General features: G+C 67.1%; 18 protein-coding genes. 8 read left to right on the top strand and 10 right to left on the bottom strand.

Features of this window, described 5'->3' with window-relative positions:
* Positions 1 to 18: 18 nt before the first annotated feature.
* Positions 19 to 1,935, bottom strand: a complete 1,917-nt coding sequence (gene uvrC, locus QZ847_RS00660) for an excinuclease ABC subunit UvrC (protein WP_294352154.1) — start codon at positions 1,933 to 1,935, stop codon at positions 19 to 21.
* Positions 1,936 to 2,023: 88 nt separating this feature from the next.
* Between uvrC and QZ847_RS00655 the strand changes: the two genes are divergently transcribed.
* From QZ847_RS00655 to QZ847_RS00645, 3 genes are all read left to right on the top strand, one after another.
* Positions 2,024 to 3,886, top strand: a complete 1,863-nt coding sequence (locus tag QZ847_RS00655) for an ABC-F family ATP-binding cassette domain-containing protein (RefSeq protein ID WP_294352153.1) — start codon at positions 2,024 to 2,026, stop codon at positions 3,884 to 3,886.
* 78 nt (positions 3,887 to 3,964) lie between these two features.
* Entirely contained in the window at positions 3,965 to 4,837 is an 873-nt protein-coding gene (gene yghU / locus QZ847_RS00650; RefSeq protein ID WP_294352152.1) for a glutathione-dependent disulfide-bond oxidoreductase, read from the top strand.
* Positions 4,837 to 5,454 (top strand): glutathione S-transferase, encoded by a 618-nt coding sequence (locus tag QZ847_RS00645; protein WP_294352150.1) that lies wholly within the window; start codon positions 4,837 to 4,839, stop codon positions 5,452 to 5,454. The genes yghU and QZ847_RS00645 overlap by 1 nt, the downstream gene beginning before the upstream one ends.
* An 8-nt stretch (positions 5,455 to 5,462) precedes the next feature.
* Here the strand turns inward: QZ847_RS00645 and QZ847_RS00640 are convergent, their stop codons facing one another.
* The 3 genes from QZ847_RS00640 to QZ847_RS00630 form a co-directional block, all read right to left on the bottom strand.
* A complete protein-coding gene (locus QZ847_RS00640) occupies positions 5,463 to 6,281 on the bottom strand; it encodes a rhodanese-related sulfurtransferase (protein WP_294352149.1) in 819 nt (272 codons plus the stop codon).
* 66 nt (positions 6,282 to 6,347) lie between these two features.
* Positions 6,348 to 9,788 carry an amidohydrolase family protein gene (locus QZ847_RS00635; protein WP_294352147.1) on the bottom strand — a complete coding sequence of 1,147 codons (3,441 nt, stop codon included), beginning with the start codon at positions 9,786 to 9,788 and terminating at the stop codon, positions 6,348 to 6,350.
* Positions 9,789 to 9,829: 41 nt separating this feature from the next.
* Positions 9,830 to 12,253, bottom strand: coding sequence for a DUF3772 domain-containing protein (locus QZ847_RS00630; RefSeq protein ID WP_294352145.1), 2,424 nt, complete (start codon positions 12,251 to 12,253; stop codon positions 9,830 to 9,832).
* Positions 12,254 to 12,569: 316 nt separating this feature from the next.
* Here QZ847_RS00630 and QZ847_RS00625 point away from each other — a divergent pair, with 316 nt between their 5' ends.
* Positions 12,570 to 12,746, top strand: coding sequence for a hypothetical protein (locus QZ847_RS00625; protein ID WP_294352143.1), 177 nt, complete (start codon positions 12,570 to 12,572; stop codon positions 12,744 to 12,746).
* 90 nt (positions 12,747 to 12,836) lie between these two features.
* Here QZ847_RS00625 and QZ847_RS00620 read toward each other — a convergent pair whose 3' ends face one another.
* From QZ847_RS00620 to QZ847_RS00610, 3 genes are all read right to left on the bottom strand, one after another.
* The gene (locus QZ847_RS00620) at positions 12,837 to 13,001 is read right to left on the bottom strand and encodes a hypothetical protein (RefSeq protein WP_294352141.1); all 165 of its coding nucleotides are present in this window, start codon (positions 12,999 to 13,001) and stop codon (positions 12,837 to 12,839) included.
* A 39-nt stretch (positions 13,002 to 13,040) separates the two neighbouring features.
* Positions 13,041 to 13,313, bottom strand: coding sequence for a DUF1488 family protein (locus QZ847_RS00615; RefSeq protein WP_093005628.1), 273 nt, complete (start codon positions 13,311 to 13,313; stop codon positions 13,041 to 13,043).
* Between the two features lie 64 nt (positions 13,314 to 13,377).
* Positions 13,378 to 13,674, bottom strand: coding sequence for a hypothetical protein (locus tag QZ847_RS00610; RefSeq protein ID WP_294189414.1), 297 nt, complete (start codon positions 13,672 to 13,674; stop codon positions 13,378 to 13,380).
* 157 nt (positions 13,675 to 13,831) lie between these two features.
* Between QZ847_RS00610 and QZ847_RS00605 the strand changes: the two genes are divergently transcribed.
* Together QZ847_RS00605 and QZ847_RS00600 are read left to right on the top strand one after the other, a co-directional pair.
* Entirely contained in the window at positions 13,832 to 15,727 is a 1,896-nt protein-coding gene (locus QZ847_RS00605) for a YhjD/YihY/BrkB family envelope integrity protein (RefSeq protein ID WP_294352128.1), read from the top strand.
* Positions 15,728 to 15,738: 11 nt separating this feature from the next.
* The gene (locus tag QZ847_RS00600) at positions 15,739 to 16,299 is read left to right on the top strand and encodes a PRC-barrel domain containing protein (RefSeq protein ID WP_294352126.1); all 561 of its coding nucleotides are present in this window, start codon (positions 15,739 to 15,741) and stop codon (positions 16,297 to 16,299) included.
* Between the two features lie 37 nt (positions 16,300 to 16,336).
* Here QZ847_RS00600 and QZ847_RS00595 read toward each other — a convergent pair whose 3' ends face one another.
* The 3 genes from QZ847_RS00595 to QZ847_RS00585 all read right to left on the bottom strand — a co-directional run bounded on the left by QZ847_RS00595 (position 16,337) and on the right by QZ847_RS00585 (position 18,307).
* On the bottom strand, positions 16,337 to 16,630 hold the full coding sequence (locus QZ847_RS00595) for a CsbD family protein (protein ID WP_294352124.1): 294 nt from the start codon (positions 16,628 to 16,630) through the stop codon (positions 16,337 to 16,339).
* 103 nt (positions 16,631 to 16,733) lie between these two features.
* Entirely contained in the window at positions 16,734 to 17,186 is a 453-nt protein-coding gene (locus QZ847_RS00590; RefSeq protein ID WP_294352121.1) for a response regulator, read from the bottom strand.
* The gene (locus QZ847_RS00585; RefSeq protein WP_294189406.1) at positions 17,183 to 18,307 is read right to left on the bottom strand and encodes a PAS domain-containing protein; all 1,125 of its coding nucleotides are present in this window, start codon (positions 18,305 to 18,307) and stop codon (positions 17,183 to 17,185) included. Before QZ847_RS00585 ends, QZ847_RS00590 begins: the two co-directional genes overlap by 4 nt.
* 249 nt (positions 18,308 to 18,556) lie before the next feature.
* Here QZ847_RS00585 and QZ847_RS00580 point away from each other — a divergent pair, with 249 nt between their 5' ends.
* Positions 18,557 to 19,522 carry a zinc-binding dehydrogenase gene (locus QZ847_RS00580; protein ID WP_294352119.1) on the top strand — a complete coding sequence of 322 codons (966 nt, stop codon included), beginning with the start codon at positions 18,557 to 18,559 and terminating at the stop codon, positions 19,520 to 19,522.
* Positions 19,515 to 20,295 (top strand): Gfo/Idh/MocA family oxidoreductase (locus QZ847_RS00575; RefSeq protein ID WP_294352117.1); only part of this gene is annotated, 781 nt, incomplete at its 3' end. The genes QZ847_RS00580 and QZ847_RS00575, both read left to right, overlap by 8 nt.

Here is a 20,295-nt window from a genome sequence, read left to right as displayed (position 1 = left end):
TTTACACCTGAACCGACTTCAATGCGCGTGGTAGAAGTCGTATACCGTCTGCGCGACGCTGGCCGACACGCCGGGGGCCTTTTGCAAATCCTCCAGGCTGGCGTTCCTTACCGCGCGGCCGGTGCCGAAATGCATCAACAGCGCCTTCTTGCGTGCAGGACCGATCCCCGGCACCTCGTCAAGCGGACTGGCGCCGATCGCCTTCGCCCGCTTCGCGCGGTGCGCGCCGATGACGTAGCGGTGCACCTCGTCCCGCAGGCGTTGCAGGTAGAACAGCACCGGCGCGTTGACCGGCAGCGTCAGCTCGCGCCCGTCCATCAGGTGGAACACCTCGCGCCCCTCGCGCCCGTGATGCGGCCCTTTGGCGACGCCGACAAGGCACACGTCCTCGATGCCGAGGTCCTCGAGCACCGCCTTGGCCGCGTTCAGCTGCCCGCGGCCGCCGTCGAGCAGCACGAGATCGGGCCACTCGCCCGAATTGCGATCGGGGTCCTCCTCCAGCGCGCGCGCGAAGCGGCGCGTGAGCACCTCGCGCATCATCGCGAAGTCGTCGTCGGTCGCCGCCTGCTTGATGTTGAACTTGCGATACTGGCCCTTGCGGAACCCTTCGGGCCCCGCGACAACCATTGCGCCGACTGCATTCGTCCCCTGAATGTGGCTGTTGTCGTACACCTCGATCCGCTCGGGCGGCTCGGCGAGTTCAAACAGGTCGGCGACCTCGCGGTTGAGCTTCGACTGCGTCGTGCTCTCCGCCAGCCTGCGCTCCAGTGCCTCCTTCGCATTGCGCGACGCCTGATCGAGCAGCCGCCGCCGCGTACCGCGCTGTGGTACCGTGATCTCGACCTTCCGCTTCGCCTGCTCGGACAGCGCCTCCATCAGCAACGCCGCCTCGGGCAGGTCACGATCGACGAAGATCGTCCGCGCCGGTGGCACCTCCTCGTAGAATTGCATCAGGAATAGTTGCAGCACCTCTTCCTCGCTCACCTCGGCGGTGTGCGACGGGAAGAAGCTGCGGTGGCCCCAATTCTGCCCGCCGCGGATGAAGAAGGCCTGGATGCCGATCACGCCCTCAAGGCAGGCGAGCGCGAAGATGTCGGCGTCGCCGACGCCTTCCGCGTTGATGAACTGCGTCCCCTGGATGAACGTCAGCGCCTTCAACCGGTCGCGCAACACCGCGGCGAGCTCGAAGTCCATGTTCTCCGCCGCGGCCTGCATCTGCGCGCCGAGCTTCGCCTGCACGTCGGTGGTCTTGCCGGCGAGGAACTTCTTCGCGTCGCCGACCAGCTCCCGGTAACCTGCGGGATCGATCCGTCCCACACACGGCGCCGAGCAGCGCTTGATCTGGTACAGCAGGCACGGCCGGTCGCGCGTCTTGAAGAAGCCGTCGGTGCAGCTCCTGAGCAGGAACAGTTTCTGCAACGCGTTAAGCGTGTTGTTGACGCTCCCCGCGCTCGCGAACGGGCCGTAGTAATCACCCTTCGCCTTGCGCGCGCCGCGATGTTTCTGCACGCGCGGAAAGTCGTGGTCGGCGCGCAGCAGGATGAACGGGAACGACTTATCATCGCGCAGCAGCACGTTGTACGGCGGGCGATAACGCTTGATCAGCTGCGCCTCGAGCAGCAGCGCCTCGGCCTCGTTGTTGGTCGTGACGATCGTCATCGACCGCGTCTGCGACACCATCCGCTGGATGCGTTTGCTCAGCCGCTCGATCTGGACGTAATTGCCGACGCGGTTCTTCAGCGCGCGCGCCTTACCGACGTACAGCACCTCACCCTTCGCGTCCTGCATCCGGTAGACGCCGGGTTTGAGCGGCAGCGTCTTCAGCACATTACGGATCGCCGCCACGCCCGCCTGAAGGTCGGGCGCGTCGCTGCCGCGGATCGTGAAGGTGGCGGCTTCTTCGTTGAACCGTTCGGGAGGGCCGTAGCCTGACATGCCAGCCCATCTAGGTAAACGCGGAGTCTCCGGCAACTAGGTGGCAACCGGCTCGAAATCCGATGCTGCATCTGCTAAGCGCACGCGCATGCTCAATCTTTCCGACATCACCGTTCGCCTCGGCGGGCGGACGATCCTCGATCGCGCCACCGCCGCGCTGCCGCCGCGCGGGCGTATCGGGCTGATTGGCCGCAATGGTGCTGGCAAGTCGACGCTGGTGCGCGTGATCGCGGGAATGCTGGAGCCCGACACCGGCAGCGCCGACATGCCGCGCGGCGCGCGCTTGGGCTACATCGCGCAGGAGGCACCGGGCGGCGACTCCACCCCGATCGAAACGGTGCTCGCCGCCGATGTCGAGCGCACCGCGCTGCTCGCCGAGAGCGAAAACATGGAGGACATGGACCGGCTCGGCGACATCCACGAACGCCTGATGGCGATCGACGCCTGGTCCGCGCCTGCGCGCGCGTCGCGCATCCTCGTCGGACTCGGCTTCGACGAGGAAATGCAGAATCGTCCGCTGGAAAGCTTCTCGGGCGGCTGGCGGATGCGCGTCGCGCTCGCTTCCCTGCTGTTCTCCGCCCCCGACCTGCTGCTGCTCGACGAGCCGTCGAACCACCTCGACCTCGAAGCCGTCCTGTGGCTGGAGGATTTTCTCAAATCCTATCAGGCGACGATCGTCGTCGTCAGCCACGAGCGCGACTTCCTCAACAACGTCGTCGACCACATCCTCCACCTCGACCGCGGCAAGCTGACGCTTTACCCCGGCGGCTACGACGCGTTCGAGCGCCAGCGTGCCGAGCGGCAGGCGCAGCAGGCCGCCGCGCGCGAGAAGCAGATGGCGGAGCGCGAGAAGCTGAAGGAGTTCGTTGCGCGCAACTCCGCCCGCGCCTCGACCGCCAAGCAGGCGCAGTCGCGCGTCAAGGCGCTCGCGCGGATGCAGCCGATCGCGGAGGTGCTCGACGATCCGTCGCTGTCATTCGACTTCCCCGATCCGACCGCGCTGCGCCCGCCGCTCATCACGCTCGACCTCGCCACCGTCGGCTACAACGAGACGCCGATCCTCAAGCGGCTGAACCTGCGCATCGACCCGGACGAGCGCGTCGCTTTGCTCGGGCGCAACGGCAACGGCAAGACCACCCTCGCGCGCCTGCTCGCCGCGCAGCTCACCCCGATGGAGGGCGCGATGCAGGCGAGCGGCAAGATGCGCGTCGGTTATTTCACCCAGTATCAGGTCGAGGAACTCGACCGTGACGAGACGCCACTCCAGCACATGTCCTCGCTGATGGAGGGATCGACTCCGTCCGCGGTGCGCGCGCAGCTCGGCCGTTTCGGATTTCAGGGCGACAAGGCGATCACCAAGGTCGGCAAATTGTCGGGTGGCGAACGCGCGCGGCTCGCGCTCGCGCTCATCACCCGCGACGCCCCGCACCTCCTGATCCTCGACGAGCCGACCAACCACCTCGATGTCGACGCGCGCGAGGCGCTGATTCAGGCGTTGAACGGCTACACCGGTGCGGTCGTGATCGTCAGCCACGACCGCCACATGCTCGAGATGACCGCCGACCGGCTCGTGCTGGTGGATGGGGGCACCGCGCGCGACTTCGACGGCGCGATCGAGGATTACATCAAGCTGATCCTGTCGGGCGACGGCTCGGGCAAGCAGTCGAAGGCCAAGGCGAAGGCCGACGCGCGCAAGCAGGCCGAGCAGCGCGAACAGGACAAGGCGTTGCGCAAGCAGGCTCGCGACGCGGAGGCCGCACTCGCGAAACTGACCGAGCAGCTGAGCGCACTCGACCGCGCGATGTTCGATCCCTCGACCGCGCAAGGCCCGCTCGCCAAGCTCAGCATGACCGAACTGATGAAGCGCCGCGCGAGCGTGCAGGAGCAGATCGACGCGTCCGAGCAGAGCTGGCTCGAACTGAGCGAGCAGCTGGAGGCGATAGCGGCCTGATCGGCGGCGCGCGGGCGATTGGACCCGCGCCGCACGCACGGCTAGTCTCGGGCGAACGTCGCCTGAGAGGAGCCATCCGTGACCGACAGCTACACGCCGCCCGAGATCTGGACCTGGAACAAGGAAAACGGCGGGCGCTTCGCCAACATCAACCGCCCGACCGCGGGCGCGACGCATGACAAGGAGCTGCCGGTCGGGCGACACCCGTTGCAACTCTACTCGCTCGCCACGCCCAACGGGGTGAAGGTCACGGTGATGCTGGAAGAGCTGCTCGCCGCCGGCCACGCGGGCGCCGAATACGACGCCTGGCTGATCCGCATCAACGAGGGCGACCAGTTCGGCAGCGGCTTCGTCGCGGCTAATCCCAATTCGAAGATCCCGGCGCTGGTCGACCGCAGCGGCGACACACCCGTTCGCGTGTTCGAATCGGGCTCGATCCTCGTCTACCTCGCCGAGAAGTTCGGCGCGTTCCTCCCCACCCAACCCGCCGCGCGTGCGGAATGCCTGTCATGGCTGTTCTGGCAGATGGGCGCAGGCCCACTGCTCGGCGGCGGCTTCGGCCACTTCTACGCCTACGCGCCGACCAAGATCGAGTACGCCATCGACCGCTACGCGATGGAGGTGAAGCGCCAACTCGACGTGCTCGACCGCCGTCTGAGCGAGAGCGAGTATATCGCGGGACCTGACTACTCCATCGCCGACATGGCGATCTGGCCGTGGTATGGCGCGCTGGTGAAGGGGCTCGTCTACGACGCCGGCACCTTCCTCCAGGTGCATGAGTACAAGAACGTGCTGCGCTGGACCGACCAGCTCGCCGAGCGCCCTGCGGTGAAGCGCGGCCGCATGGTCAACCGCGTGATGGGCGATCCCGCCAGCCAGCTCCACGAACGCCACGACGCGAACGACTTCGACACCAGGACACAGGACAAGATTGGCGAGGAGAAAGCCTGATGCGCCTGTTCGACAGTCGTCGCGCGCCCAATCCCCGCCGCGTTCGCTGGGTCATGGCGGAGAAGGGCATCGAGGATATCGAGATCGTCCCAACCGACATCTTCAAGGGCGAGCACCGCACCCCCGACTACCTCGCCCGTGCCGGCCTCGCCAACGTCCCCGCGCTCGAGATCGACGCCGAGACGACGATCACCGAATCGATCGCGATCTGCCGTTATCTCGAGAGCGTCTATCCCGAGCCGAACCTGTTCGGCCGCAATCCGCTGGAGATCGCGGTGATCGAAATGTGGATGCGCCGCGCCGAAATGCTGCTCGCGACGCCGCTGATGATGTCGGTCCGCCACGGCCATCCCGCGCTCGCCGCGATCGAGACGCAGGTGCCCGCGATAGCGGACACCAACACCGTTGCGGCGACGCGCGCATTAAAGGTGTTCGATCGCCGTCTCGCCGAAAGCGCGTTCATCGCCGCCGACCGCGTGACGATCGCCGACGTGGTCGCCTACACCGGCATCGACTTCGCGCGCATGGTCAAGTTCGCGCCCGCACCCGAGCACGTGCATGTCGCCCGCTGGATGGCCGCGATGCGCGAGCGGCCTGCGGCAGGCGCAGGCGTGTAGCGGTCAACCTAAACCGCGTCTCCGCACGCGCAGCCATCAACTCCGACCGGCCGCTGGCACGCCTTGCACATCGCGCGGTGTGTCGGCGATAGATCGTGCATCACGCTGACCCGCTCGTCGAATACGAAACACTCACCCTCCCAGCGCGTCTCGGCCTCGGGCACTTGCTCCAGGTAATTGAGTATGCCGCCTTTCAGGTGGAACACGTCCTCGATACCCTCGGCGCGGACGAATGCCGTCGCCTTCTCGCACCGGATGCCCCCGGTGCAGAACATCGCGATCCTGGGCGCGCGTCCCTCCGTCAGCAACGCCTCGCGCCATTCGCGAAACCACGCCGGAAAGTCGCGGAAGCTGCGCGTTCCCGGATCGATCGCCCCCGCGAAAGTGCCGAGCGCGACCTCGTAATCGTTGCGCGTATCGATCAGGATCGTATCGGGATCGTCGATCAGCGCGTTCCAGTCCGCCGGCTCGACGTAGGCGCCGACGCCGCCGATCGGATCGAGGTCGGGCTGACCCATCGTCACGATCTCGCGCTTCAATCGCACCTTCATCCGCCCGAACGGCATCGTGTCGGCACGCGAGAACTTGACCTCCAACGCCGCACATCCCGGCAGCGTGCGCAGATGCGCGAGCACCGCCGCGATCCCGTCGTCGCTGCCCGCGACGGTCCCGTTGATGCCTTCGTGCGCCAGCAGCAGCGAGCCTTGCACCCCCGCCGCCTCGCATACCGGCAGTAGCGCGGTTTTCACCGCCGCCACGTCGACTATCGTCGTAAACTGATACAACGCCGCGACGAGGATCGGCGGCGTGGGCGAAGTCTCGGTCATTCTCATCCACTTGGGGGCACGCGAGGTAGCGCGTGCCCCTAACAGATCGAAGGCTCCCGCGTCAGATCAATCCTGATCCGCGTCGCCGTAACCGTGCCCGGTCGTCATCCGCGTGCCCGTACCCCCGCCGCCGTTCGCGCCCTCGAACCAATACGGCATCCGCTGCCGATCGCCCGTCTCGACCTCGTTGAGCGTCGCCGCATCGTACAGATGCCCGCCCAGCATCACGCGGCTCACCTTGTCGGTGTTGCGGATGTTCACCGTCGGATCGGCGTCGAGCACCACCAGATCGGCGAGCTTGCCGGGTTCGAGCGAGCCGACGTCCTTCTGATAGCCAAGCGACGTCGCCGGCATGATCGTGCCCGCGCGCAACGCCTCGATCGGCGACCAGCCGCCCTTGGCGAAGCTCCACATCTCCCAATGCGCGCCCAGCCCCGCCTGCTGCCCGTGCGCGCCGATCGACACCTGCACGCCCTTGTCGGCCAGCTTCTTGGCCTCGCGCGCGCTCTCGCCGTCGACGTAATCCTCCTCGGGCGCGAGCTCACGCCGCGCGTTCTGCGCTGCGAGCAGTCCTTGCGGCGCGTGGTGCGACAGGATCGGGTGACGCCACACGTCGGTATGCGCGCGCCAGTACGGATCACCCGCCGGCCCGCCATAGGTGACGACCAGCGTCGGCGTGTAGTTGGTCTTGGTCTGTGTCCACAACTGGACCAGATCGTCGTAGAAATGCTCCAGCGGGATGTTGTGCTCGACGGTCGAATTGCCGTCCTGGATCAGCGTCACGTCCTGCGTGAACAGCGACCCGCCCTCGGGCACGACCTCCATCCCCTCGGCCTGCGCGGCGGCGACGACCATCTGACGCTGCTCGCGCCGCGGCTGGTTGTAGTTCTTGACGCTGTGCGCGCCCTGCGCCTTCAATCGCCGCACGTCGGCGAGCGCGTCGTCGTAGCTGTTGATCTCCGCGTACACGTCGGGCGATTTCGCGCCGTAGATGATCTCGCCGGTGGAGAAGATGCGCGGTGCCAGGATCAGCCCCGCACGCTGCATCTCGGCCGCGGGGAAGATCTCGGCCGAGCGCGACGACGGATCGTGGATCGTCGTGGTGCCGAGCGCGAGGTTCGCCATCGCGTTCCAGTTCTGCTGCGGCACCAGTTCGTCGTCGCCCTGCGGGCCGTGCGCGTGCGCGTCGACCAGCCCGGGGATGATCGTCTTGCCCGCCAGGTCGATCGTCTTGGTGCCCGCCGGGATCGTGACCGAAGCGCGCGGGCCGACCGCAACGATGCGGTCGCCGCGAATCAGGATCGTCGCATCGTCGATGATCCCGCCATCCGCGCGCGCCATCGTCAAGACGCGCGCGCCGGTCAGCGCGACCGTCCCTGTCGGCTTCGCCGCGGGCACGTCCATCGACAGCGACACGCCGGTGCGCGGGGCTGCAAATTTGGACGGATTGTCACCCGCAGGCGCCTGCTTGAACAGTGCATTTACCTGCGCGGTGTAGAGCGTCGGCCCGGTGCTCCAGTGCAGCGCCTGTCCGTCGTTCGACCAGTTGATGAAGTCCGCACCGTCCGCGCTTACCTGTGTCACCGGCAGCGGCCCGGCCTTCTTGTCGGTCTCCACCCCCTGCGTGCCGGGCATCAGCGGCATCACGAACGCCTGGTAATTCTGCTTGAACGCGACGAACTCGCCCGTCGGCGACACCTGATAGTCGCTGACCAGCTCGCCCTGCGCGTGCACCCGCTTGGCTTCGCCGTTCAGATCAGTGCTGACAAGCTGGCGCTTGTCTTTCTCGCTCGTCAGCAGGAACACGCGGTCGTTCCGGTCGCCGAATTGCGGCTCGGCCGCGCCCTCCGCGATCCTGATCGGCGCGCCGCCCGTCGCCGCGACGCGGTACGCGCCCGATCCGCCGGCCCCGCGCGCCGCGGTCAGCCCGCCGCCCTCGCCCTGCTCGAACACGATCACCTTGGCGTCGGGCGAGAAATGCGGACGGCGGTACAGCCCCGCCGCGGTGGTCACGACCTTCGCCGAGCCGCCCCCCGCCGCAACCGTCTTGATCTGCCCCAGCCCCGCATCGGTCCAGCCGACAAAGACGATCTGCCGCCCATCGCGCGACCAGCTCGGCCACAGCTCCAGCTCGTCGGTGGAGCGCGTCAGCCGCCGCGCAGCACCACCCGCCATCGGCTTGACGTACAATTTGCCCAACGTCTCGAACACCACCTGACGCCCATCGGGCGAAACGCTCGCCCAGCGCGGCATCTTGGTCTGGATCCGGTCGGGCGATACCTCGACCTGCGGGTGCGTCGCGTCGATCACCACGCGCGTGTCGTTGACCCGAAACGGCACCACCCGCGCGCCCGAGCCATCCACCGCAACGCGCTGAATATGCCCGCCCGCCCAGATCAGGATCGCCGCATTGTCGGGCGTCCACGCCATGTTGGGGTAGACCCCCGTCACCGCCCAGGTTTCCTGCACGTCGCGGTCGAGGTCGCCGTAGACGACACGCTCGACGCCGGTGGCCAGGTCCTTCACCCACAGCTTGGTCTTGTTGTTCTCGCGCCGCACGAACGCGATGCGCTTGCCGTCGCGTGAAGGCGTCGGGCGCACCGATCCGCCGACGCCGGATACCGCCGTCGTTACTTCGCCGCTATCGATGTCGTAGCGTTCGATGTTGAACAGATCGGTGCGCGAATTCTGTGCGTATTCGAAGATCGGACCGGGCGTGACGTTGCGGGTGTAGAAGATGCTCTTGCCGTCGGGCGCGTAGATCGGCTCGCCCAGTTCCTTCTGCAGCTGCTCGCTCTTGCGCTTGACCAGCTGCACGCCGCCGCCGCCCGAGACATGGTACAGCCACACCTCGCCCGTGCCCAATGAGCGGCCGGTGGTGAAATGCTTCTTCGCCGCGATGAAGCGTCCGTCAGGGCTCCACGACGGCTGGTTGAGCAGGCGGAAGTCCTCCTTCGTTACCTGACGCTTGTCGCTGCCGTCGACGTTCATCACCCAGATGTTGTCGCCGCCGCCGCGATCGGAGGTGAAGGCGATGCGCCGCCCGTCGGGCGAGAAGCGCGGCTGGTGCTCGTACGCCAGCCCTTGCGCGATCCGCGTCGGCGTGCCGCCCGCGATGCCCATCGTGTAGATGTCGCCCAGCATGTCGAACGCGATCAGCCGCCCGTCGGGCGACACGTCGACGTTCATCCAGCTACCGTTATCGGTGTTGATCGCCACCTCGCGCGTGCGCATCCCCGGCGGCGCATTCACGTCCCACTTGGGTGCCTTTGCCGGCGTCGTCGCGACCGTGCGGGCATTGGCGTTGGGCGCAGGGGTCGCGGGCGGCGCGACCATCGGACGATCGGTGACGACCTCTGGATTGGGCTGCGTGATCTGGTTCTCGGGCGCCTGCGTGCGCTCGATTGGCGTCGGCGAGTTCGTTGGCGCGACCTGGGCAACCCCCGGGGCAGAGAGTTGCGCCGCCATCAGGCACAAAGCGACGGCGGTGGCGGCACGGTAGGTCATGATGCAATCCCCTCTTTTGCCGCCTTTCTAGCCGATTGGTCTCATACGTCACCTGTTTCCGGTGCATCGCGCTTCTTATCCGAACGACCGTCCGCCGGCGTGGGTGCAGCGACCATCTCCAGTCGCTGCGGCACCGTGCCGATGTCGATCCCCTCGTCGTGGAAGCGCCCGAGCAGCGCCATGAACACGGCCGAGCGCGCACTGTACGCGGCGCGCGGCGTGGCCACGTGTGCGAAGCAGTTGAACAGGATGCGCCCGTCCGCGATCGAATCGACGAACGCAGATGGCGCGGGATCGCCCAGGACCGCGGGCTCGGCGGCGAAACTCTCCAGCACCAGCTCGCGCACTCGAGCTACCTGCGTGCCGAGCGGGACCGAGAACTGGATCTGGATGCGGCCCATCGGGCTCGCCATCGTCTTGTTGAGCACCGACTTGGTAATGAGCTCCGAATTGGGGACGATCAGTGTCGAATGATCGGCGAGCTCGATCTCGGTCGAGCGCACGCTGATCCGCTTCACGTCACCTTCGTCGGTACCGACGCGCACCAGGTCGCCGATCTTGATCGGCCGCTCGGCGAGCAGGATCAGCCCCGACACGAAATTCGACGTGATCGCCTGCAAGCCGAAACCGATACCGACCGACAAGGCCGATAGCAGCAGCGCGATCCGTTCCATGCCGATACCGAGCGACGCGAGCGCCCAGATGACCGCCAGCGCGATCCCGACGTAGCGCGCGACCAGCCTGACCGAATTCTGTCCCGATCCGTCCAGGTCGGTCGCGGGCAGGTAGCGCCCCTCCAGCCAGCCCATGAACGCACGCACCAGCGCCAGACCGACGAACAGCACCACCAGTCCACGCACGATCGTGCCCGGCGACACCGACACGCCGCCGATCTCGACGCCCTGCGCCAGCGTGCCCAGCCGCCCGAACAGTGACGTGACGCCGTTGCCCGCGCCGAACGGCGACAACAGCAACCCGACCGCGGTTACCGCGACGATCAGGCGCAGCACGCCGGACAGCAGTACGCCGAACTGGTCGACGCTGCTGCCGCGCAGGCCGAGCGCGCGCACCAGCGTCCGCCCGGTCACGCTGCTGCGCTTGAACAGGCTGGTCGTGATATCGTCGATCGCGGTCATCAGCAGGTAGGTCGCGGATCCCAGCACCGCGCCCCACGCGACCAGCTGCACCATGAACAGGCTCAAAGCAATATAGCCGAACAGCAGCCCCGCGCCCGCAACCAGCACGATCCCCCAGGCGAGCAGCGTCACCGCGCCCAGCCCGGCACGGGCCGTCTGTCCCTGCTCGTCGTTCGCCTGCTCGGCACGCAGCCGCCCGAGCGCCAGCAGCGTCGCGGCGAGCAGCAGCAGGTGCAGCGACGCTTCCGCCACCTGCGACGCTACCCGCGCGGCGCCGCTCGCGTTCACCGCACGGTTGAACGTGTCGACCATGATGGTCGCGAACGACAGCGCCGCCAGCAGGATCGAGAACGGCCGTAGCCGCGTCGCCGTCGTGTCGCTGATCGTCGCCACGCGCCACGACGACTGGTTGCGCATCAACAGCGCTCCGGTCGCCGACAGCGTCAGCCCGGCAAAGGTCATCGCCGCGATCAGCCCGTCGAACACCGGGCTCCAGCTCGCCGCCTCCAGCCTTCCCCAACGTATGCCCTGCACCAGCGCGAACGCGGCGCATAACGGGGTCAGCGTACCGACCGCGATCCGCCAGATCGCGTAACCCGAGCGGCGCACGCGGTGGCCTGGCGCCCCCTCGATCAGGAACCGCTGCCCGACGCGGCGGAGCGCCAGCCGCCCCGGCCCTAGCACCATAACGAAGACGAGCGCCCCGACGAGTGCCTGCCACGGCACGCTGCCGCGCGATTGCGTGCGCGCCTGCACGATGCCGCTCGTCACGGTCGCCGCGATGCGACGCAGGTCGCGCGGCGCGGACAGCAGCACCGCGCGCCAGAACGTCGGCGACAGCGGCGACGGACTGTGCGCGGACAACCGCTCGCCGAACTGTGCCGCCTGCCCCTGCGCGATCTCGTCGATCAGCTGCTGCGCGGTGACGCCCAGCAATCGCCCGCGCTTCACCGCCGAGTCGAGCGCGCTATGCTGCCGTTGCAGTGCGGCACGCTGCGCGCGGATGTCGCCCGCCTCGCCTGCCCCCGCCGACGGCGTGCCGAGCTGCGCTACCTTGGCGTCGACCAGCGTCAGCTGCTCCTGCAGCCGCGCCGCGGCCTCGGTCGCGGCATCTTTTGCTGCCAGCGCCTTTGTCCGAAGATCGTCGCGCTGCTCGTCGTCGACGCGCGCGTCGAGCGCGCGGTCGACCGTTGCCACGTCACGCTCGGCCTGCGCCAGCTGATCGCTCAACGCCGCGACCGAGGTCGTCTGCGCCGCCGCGGGCAGGCTGGCCAGCAGCAGCACCGCAGCCAGCGCACGCAGCGATAAGAGAAGAAGTTTGGATGGCATGGTCGTTCCGTACCCAGGTGCGTGCGCTTTTGTGAAGCACGCAGCGCCGGGCAGCTTACTCGGCTCGCCGGGAAGCCGCTTTGCGCGAAGGACCTTTCGAACCACGCGTCGATTGCAAACATCGATCACGCGCTCGCGAGGCGACGAGGATTTTGCATGAGCCAACATTGTCGCTTCTTGACACGAGCAGCCTTGGCTCAACTTGGCTTTCGCTAACCCACGTTAAGATACCGCAACACCGCGCATTTTTCCGCTTCATGCCATATGCTGCGGCACCAAAACGCTCGCGATCTGTTCTTCTGTCGGGAGAATCGACGTGGCTGACAAGATCGTCTCGGTTGGATTGCTGACACAGCGCGACCTGGACGAGCTGGGCACCAGCTTCACGCGTCATTTTCCCGTGCCGCGCGACAATTCTTTCGACGATCTTCTCCGCCGGCTCGATCACGTCGAGCTTTCGCGTGAGGTCGCAGCCCACGCTCGCTCGCGCTAAAACCCCAATTTGGCAAATTGCTTCTCGCAGCGGTCATCCTGTCGCGACCGCGTGACAACCCGCAAGCTGTCACGCTTAGGTTAGCGCAGGTCAGCTAGGATGCGCCTGGCTATCCTGCGCCGCGTCGCCTTCCTCGGTCGGCACCATCGCCTCATCCAGCGCCGCGGTTTCGTCTGCGATACCCGCCTCGGAACTCTTCTCTGCTGCCTTCTTGAACGCGTCCATGTCACGCCCGCTCGTCTCGTTCTCAGTCACCGCTTTCTCCTCTCACGCTGTTGATCGCCACGGGGCATATCACTCGAGATCGTTCTCGCTGACGATGATCGTTGCCTGATCGTTGTTGCGCGACAATGCCGACAAGGCGGCGTCGCTGATCTGGTCGATGAAGCGTTGGAACGTGTCGGCCGCATCGCCGTCGGGGCGGTCGCCGCTCAGCGCCTCCAGCACGTCATATTGCACCGCGAATTCATATTCCTCGGCGTCGACCTCGGCGGTGAACTCCACCTGCTCGCCGTCGATGTTATCGAGGATGCTCGAATGATCGATCTCCAACTGGCTCGCTGCCATCTTCTACCTCATGATCTGCTCAGCAGGGGTACAAGCCTCATCGCGCGCGGGTGTTCCGCGCCGGTCAGGCGGCCGTGGCTCCTTCGTCGTCCGCTGCGTCCTCCGGCAGTTGCGCCGCGATCCGCCCGATCGCCGCACCGACGTAGCGGTCAGCGGGCATTTCGCCCGGCAGAGTCACCGGCCGCTCGGCGGTAAGCACCGCATCGGCGCGCTGTTCCTCGGGCAGCGTCTGCCAGGCGCGTACCGCACGCGCCAGGCTGGTCACCTCGGGCACCTGCTCCCCGCCGCGGGTCACGTCCTCCAGCGACGCGCTCATCGTCCATTCGATTGTGCCGCCACCATTCCAGCTCGCTTCGGACACGCACGCCTCCTTTCCGTTACCTCGTGGTCAAGCGCGTGCGGCGGCGCGTCGGTTCCGCAATCGCGCGAACAGCTTAACCCCGATCAAGCCCGGAACGTGCGCGTGAAGCAGCTGTTCTCTCGATCAGAAAAGAGGGCAGCAGGGGGCGAACATCGGCGTGCAGCACAATGACAACGGGCGGGATCGTACGGCCGTACAAGGCGACGGAACCGACGCGCGCTCGCCGTGGCAGATGCCGTGGGGCGCGTGGAAGCAGGTCGGGCTGCGCACGTGGCAGGAAACGAGCAACGACAATGTCGGGCTAATTGCCGCCGGCGTCGCCTTCTACGGCTTCCTCGCGCTCGTCCCGCTCCTCGGCGCGATCGTGCTGACCTACGGCCTCGTCGCCGATCCGCAGACCGTGACCAGCAACATGACGACGCTGACCTCCGTCCTGCCAGAGCAGGCCGCGCGGCTGATCGGCGAGCAGTTGCTCAACGTCGTCCAGACTTCCGATGGCAAAAAGGGCTTCGGACTGCTCGTCGCGCTCGCCATCGCCCTGTTCGGTGCGCGCAACGCCGCCGGGGCGGTCGTTACCGCGCTCAACATCGCCTATGAGGAAGAGGAAACGCGCGGCTTCATCCACGTCACGCTGCTGGCGCTCGGCATCACCGCTTGCGCGGTGCTCGTCGCAATCCTCGCGATGGTCTCGGTGACGGTACTCGGCTTCCTGCAGACGCTGCTGCCGACGCTTCCCGACTGGTTGGCGTTCCTCGGCAAGGTCGTGACCTACCTGCTGCTCGCCGTCGCGGGGTCGGCGGGGGCCGCGACGCTTTATCGCTACGGCCCCGATCGCCGCCACGCACGCTGGACGTGGCTAACCCCCGGATCGCTGCTCGCGGCCTTGCTGTGGCTGCTGCTGACGGTCGGGTTCGGCATCTACGTCGCCAATTTCGGCAATTACGATGCCACCTACGGCTCGATCGGCACGGTGGTTGTGCTGCTGACGTGGATGTATCTCTCGGCATATATCCTGCTGTTCGGCGCCGAGCTCAATTCCGAGTTGGAACATCAGACCGCACGCGATACCACGCGTGGCAGCCGGCCGATCGGCGAACGCGGCGCCTGGGTTGCCGATCACGTCGCAGGGAAAGCCACACCGGAGCAAGTGCGTACCGCATCCGTGGGAGAGGCGAACGAACGCTCCGCCAGCGCCCTCGGCGACTATGCCGCCGCGCGCGCGACCACACGCGCGGCCCGGCTCGCCGGGCTGGAGAAGGTCGGCGTCACATCAAGCATCGGCGCGACGCTAGGCCTCGCCCTGCTGCGGCGCGAGGGCCGTGCCCTGCCCGGCGCGGCGCTGCTCGCGGGCGCGGGACTGCTCGCCTGGGCATCGCGGCGCGGCGTGGAGCCGGCGGTCGAGGCGGTGATCTTCGACATCGACGGCACTTTGGTCGACAGCAACGACTACCATGTCTGGGCATGGAGCCATGCCTTTCATGAACATGGCTACCAAATTGCACCGGCCCACATCCACGATCAGATCGGCAAGGGCGGCGACCTGCTCGTGCCCGCGCTGATCCCCGACGTGAGCGAGGCAGAGATAGAAGCGCTGTCGACCCGCCACGACGACATTTTCAAGTCGCGCTATCTCGACCGTGTCCGCGCTTTTCCCGGCGCCGCCGACCTGCTTCGCCATGTCGCCGGCCAAGGGCAGAAGGTTGCGCTCGCCTCCTCCGCCAGCAAGGAAGAGCTTGACCATTACGTCGACCTGCTCGGCGTCCGCGACATAGTGTCGGCCGCGACCAGCAAGGACGATGCGGACACGACCAAGCCCGCGCCCGACATCTTTGCCGCGGCGGTAAAGAAGGTGGGCGTCGCACCGGCCGTGGCCCGGGTCGTCGGCGATACGCCCTATGACGTGTCCGCCGCCGCGAAGTGCGGCATCGCCTCGGTTACGGTCCGCTCAGGCGGGTTCACCGACCAGGTACTGAACCGAGCCGGCGCGCGCGCGATCTACGACGATGTGGCGCACATCCTGCGCGATTACCGCCGCTCGCCGTTGGCCAAGTAGGAGACAGGTCGATGGAGGATATCGCCGGCTGGGTCGCACTCGCCGCCACCTGCGTCGCTGCACTGATGACCGCATCCAATCTCGGCGCGCGCGTGACCGGGTGGGGCTTCGTCGTCTTCACGCTCGGCGCGATCGCGTGGATCATAGTGGGTCTGGAGACTGGCCAAACACAGCTGCTGTGGTCGAACATCTTCCTGGGCGTCGTCGACGTGTTCGGCGTCTGGCGGTGGCTGGGGCGTCGCGCCAAATTCAGCGACGCGGCCGATGCCGAACAGGCCCGCAGCGTGCAGGTTGCGCCCGAACCATTGTTCTCGATCTCGCAGATCGACGGACTGCCGGTGAAAGGAGCCGATGGTCAGGTGATCGCACACAGCGTCGACGCGCTCGCGACCTGCGCGGGTGGCACGATCGACTTCTTCATTGTCCGCGAAGGCGGAGTTGCCGGCGTGGGCGAAACGCTACGTCGCCTGCCGCGCGATCAGGTGCGTGTCCGCGACACGGCGCTGGAAACCGATCTGAACGCATCGGCGCTCGCGCAACTCTCGCTCGCGCATACAAGTAAGGCTGGGTGAGCGGGCGCGCGGACCATCGTCTGCGCGCCCTGCCCGATCACGCCGCCTTCTTGCCGCGCAACGTGTTGAGGAGCGCCAGACCGACGACGCCGACCAGCGCAGCCGTCGCGAACGGGCGCTGCTTGGCAAAACCCTTCGCCTGCCCGGCGAGCGGCGCGACATTGTCCGTCACCGCTTCCTTCGCGGCGCCGACGGTCTTCTGCACCGAACCCGTCACCTGATCGGCGATACCCGATGCCTTGGTGTCCTGATCCCCGGTCGCGTTGCCAAACGCTTCCTTGACCTGGCCCTTGACGTCGTTGCCAGTGCCCTTCAGCTCGTCGGTGTTCATCTCGTATCTCCTCGTCGTTGAAACCCGCGGGCGCATGCGCCTCAAGTTGGCGGTAACGACGAACAGGCGCTTCGGTTCATCCGCGCGCGATAAGGATGATGGATCAGGCGTCCCAGGTCGCGGCGAACGCGGGAGAGGCGATGAAGCTCGCCGGCATCGGGCTGGTCGGCGGCGGATCGCTCAGCCCTTCCTCGATATACCTGAGTGCCGCGGTCAACCCCGCGCGCGAGAAGGGTTTGGGGATCACGCCGTGCGCGCCCGCGAAATCTTCCGGTATCTTCTTGGGGTTCGCGGTCACGAAGATCACCGCAGCCTGCGCCCAGCGCGCGTGGATCAGCCGCGCGGCGTCGAGCCCGTTGGTGTTGTGCGCCAATTGCAGATCAACGAAGGCCAGATCGGGCGCAGCCTCGATACCCAGTGCTTCGACCTCGTGGAGCGATGCCGCCTCGCCGACGACCGTATGTCCGGCATCTTCCACCAGCGCCTCGATATCCATCGCGAGCAGCGCCTCGTCCTCGACGATCAGGACGCGGAACGGGCGTTTGAGGCGGATCAAGCGACCGCCCCTGCGTGACCCTGATCGAGCGGGAAGCGGATCGTCACGCGCGCACCGGGTTCGGCCGACGACCAGTCGACCTGCGCACCGATCTGCCGCGACAGCCGCCGGATCAGCACGCGGCCGAGGCCATCCTCGGGCGTGTTGGCGGCATCGAAGCCGGGACCGTCGTCCGCGATTGCGATCACACCCGTGTCACCGTCCGCGTGCGCGTTGACACTCAGCGTACCGCCGCGCCCGTCGGCGAAGCCGTGCTTGACCGCATTGGTCACGATCTCGTTCAGCACCAGTCCCAGCGCTGAGGCGTTGGTCGACGAAATGTCGATTGCCGACACGTCCGACTTCACGTCGATCTCGGTCCGCCCGCTCGCACCCACTACATCGGTCGCGAGGTTGAGCGCGAAGGCGCCCGCATCGAACCGCGTCACATCGTCCGACTGGTACAAACGGCGATGGACGCTCGCCAGCGCGTCGATCCGCTCCAGCATGGAGTTCAGTCGTGCGAGGATGTCCTCATCCGAGATCCCGCGCGCCTGCAGCCGCAGCAGCGATCCGATCATCGTCAGGTTGTTCTTTACGCGGTGGTCGACCTCGTGAAGCAGCAGCGTCTTGTCATCGAGCGCCGCCTTCAGGTCGGCGGTACGCGCCTCGACCTCGCGCTCGACCTCCGCTTTCTGCCGCGCGATCCGCTCCTGCGCCTCGACGCGGTCGCTGACATCCATCTGGCTGGCGAAGAAGAACTCGATCTCGCCGTCGCGGTTGCGCACCGGGCTGACGTAGAGCGCGTTCCAGAAGGTCGAGCCGTCCTTGCGATAATTGAGCAGGTCGACCGCGACGTCGGTTCCCGCCTCGATCGCGGCGCGCACCTCCGCAACCTTTTCGCGATCGGTATCGGGGCCCTGCAGGAAGCGGCAGTTGGTGCCGATGATCTCGCTGCGATCGTAGCCCGACAGCGTCTGGAACGCCTCGTTGCAGAACACGATCGGGTTGTCGTTCTGCCGCGGATCGGTGATGATCATCGGCATTCGCGTCGCGCGCACGGCGGCGGCGAACGGGTCGCCGCGCCCGCTCTCGTGCTCGACCATGTCGGTCAGGTGCCAATTGTCGCGTTGATCCATCATTTCCCCCGCACCTGCCGCGGTTGCACGCGTGCCCGGCGCGCGCAACAAACCTATGTTATCCCGCTATGCGCCAGACCCGCCGCCGAGCCAAGTTTTGTCGCACAACGCGCATGCCCTCGCGATCGGTCCGGCTACCCGACCACTTTGGCGATATTCGTGGCGGCTGGACGCGGCGCACCCGAACGGGCATCGGCGCGACGACACGCGCGCCTGCAACGATCCGCTCGCGACGTGCCACAGGAGTTGCGAATGACGACGATGCAGGCCGCGGTGCTGACCGCGCCCGGAGAGATGACGATCGCCGACGTCGACCTGCCAGCGCCCGGTGCGGGCGAGGTCCGCATCCGGCTGGAGGGGTGCGGCGTCTGCGCGTCGAACGTCGAACCGTTCGAGGGGCAGCCGTGGTCGACCTTCCCCGGCGCGCCCGGCGGTATGGGTCATGAAGGCTGGGGCGTGGTCGACGCGCTCGGCTACGGCGTGGGCGACCTCGCGCCCGGCGACCGCGTCGCCTTTCTCGCGGGTCACAGCTTCGCGCACTACGACGTCGCACCCGCCGACATGGTAGTGAAGCTGCCCGCATCGCTCGGCGACCAGCCGTTCCCCGGCGAGCCGCTCGGCTGCGCGATGAACATCTTCCGTCGATCCGACATTCGCGCCGGACAGACGGTCGCGATCATCGGTATCGGCTTCCTTGGAGCGGTGCTGACCAAGCTCGCGACCGACGCCGGGGCGCGCGTGATCGCGATCTCACGCCGTCAGGAATCGCTCGAACTCGCCCGCCGCTTCGGCGCGACCGAGACCGTGCCGATGCACGATCACTGGGCGATCATCGACGAGGTCAAGCGGCTGACCGGCGAGGCCATGTGCGAGCGCGTGATCGAGGCGGTGGGCAAGCAGTGGCCGCTCGACCTCGCAACCGCGCTGGTCGGCTTCGGCGGGCGGCTGGTCGTCGCGGGCTATCACCAGGACGGTCCGCGCCAGGTCAACATGCAGGACTGGAACTGGAAAGGGATCGATGTCGTCAACGCACACGAGCGCGACCCCGCGGTCCAGCGTCGCGGCGTCGAGGAAGCGATACAAGCGGTCGCGTCGGGGCAGATAGACCTCGCAGCCCTTCTGACCCATCGCTACCCGTTGTCGCAGGTCGCCGACGCGATCGTTGCGACGCGCGACAAGCCCGCGGGCTTCGTCAAGGCGCTGGTGACCTATGAGTGAGGCCGTCACCGACCGCCCACGCCTCGGCTTTCTCGGTGTCGGCTGGATCGGTCGTCACCGCATGGAGGCGATGCTCGGCACCGGGCTGGTCGAGGCTGCCGCGATCAGTGATCCCTCGCGCGACATGATCCGCGATGCGTCGGCGCTCGCGCCCGACGCGCAGGTCGTCGCCGATCTCGACGCGATGCTCGCGCTCGATCTCGATGGGGTGGTAATCGCCAGTCCCAGCGCACTCCACGCCGCGCAGTCGATCCAGGCGCTAGAAGCGGGCAAGGCGGTGTTCTGCCAGAAACCGCTTGGCCGCGACGCTGCCGAGACCGAGCGCGTCGTTGCTGCCGCACGCGCGGCCGATCGGCTGCTCGGCGTCGACCTGTCGTATCGCTTCACCGCGGGCATGGAGAAGATTGCCGAGCTGGTCCGCGGCGGCACGCTCGGCCGGCTGTTCGCGGTCGATCTGGTATTCCACAATGCCTACGGCCCCGACAAGCCGTGGTTCTACGACCGCGCGCAATCGGGCGGCGGTTGCGTGATGGACCTCGGCATCCACCTGGTCGATCTGGCCATGTGGCTGACCGGGCAGGACGTGCGCTCGGTGTCATCGTCGCTGTTCGCGGGTGGAGAGCCGCTTGCGGTGCGCGACACGGTCGAGGATTACGCCGTCGCGACGCTGACGCTCGACAATGACGTGGCGGTCCGGCTCGCCTGCTCGTGGCGGCTCCACGCCGGACAGGACGCGGTGATCGAGGCGAGCTTCTACGGCACGGATGGTGGCG

This window comes from uncultured Sphingomonas sp. (assembly GCF_913778135.1).
Taxonomy (GTDB): Bacteria; Pseudomonadota; Alphaproteobacteria; order Sphingomonadales; family Sphingomonadaceae; genus Sphingomonas.
Note: the sequence above shows the minus strand (reverse complement) of the source record. Positions and strands in the feature narration are given on the sequence as shown.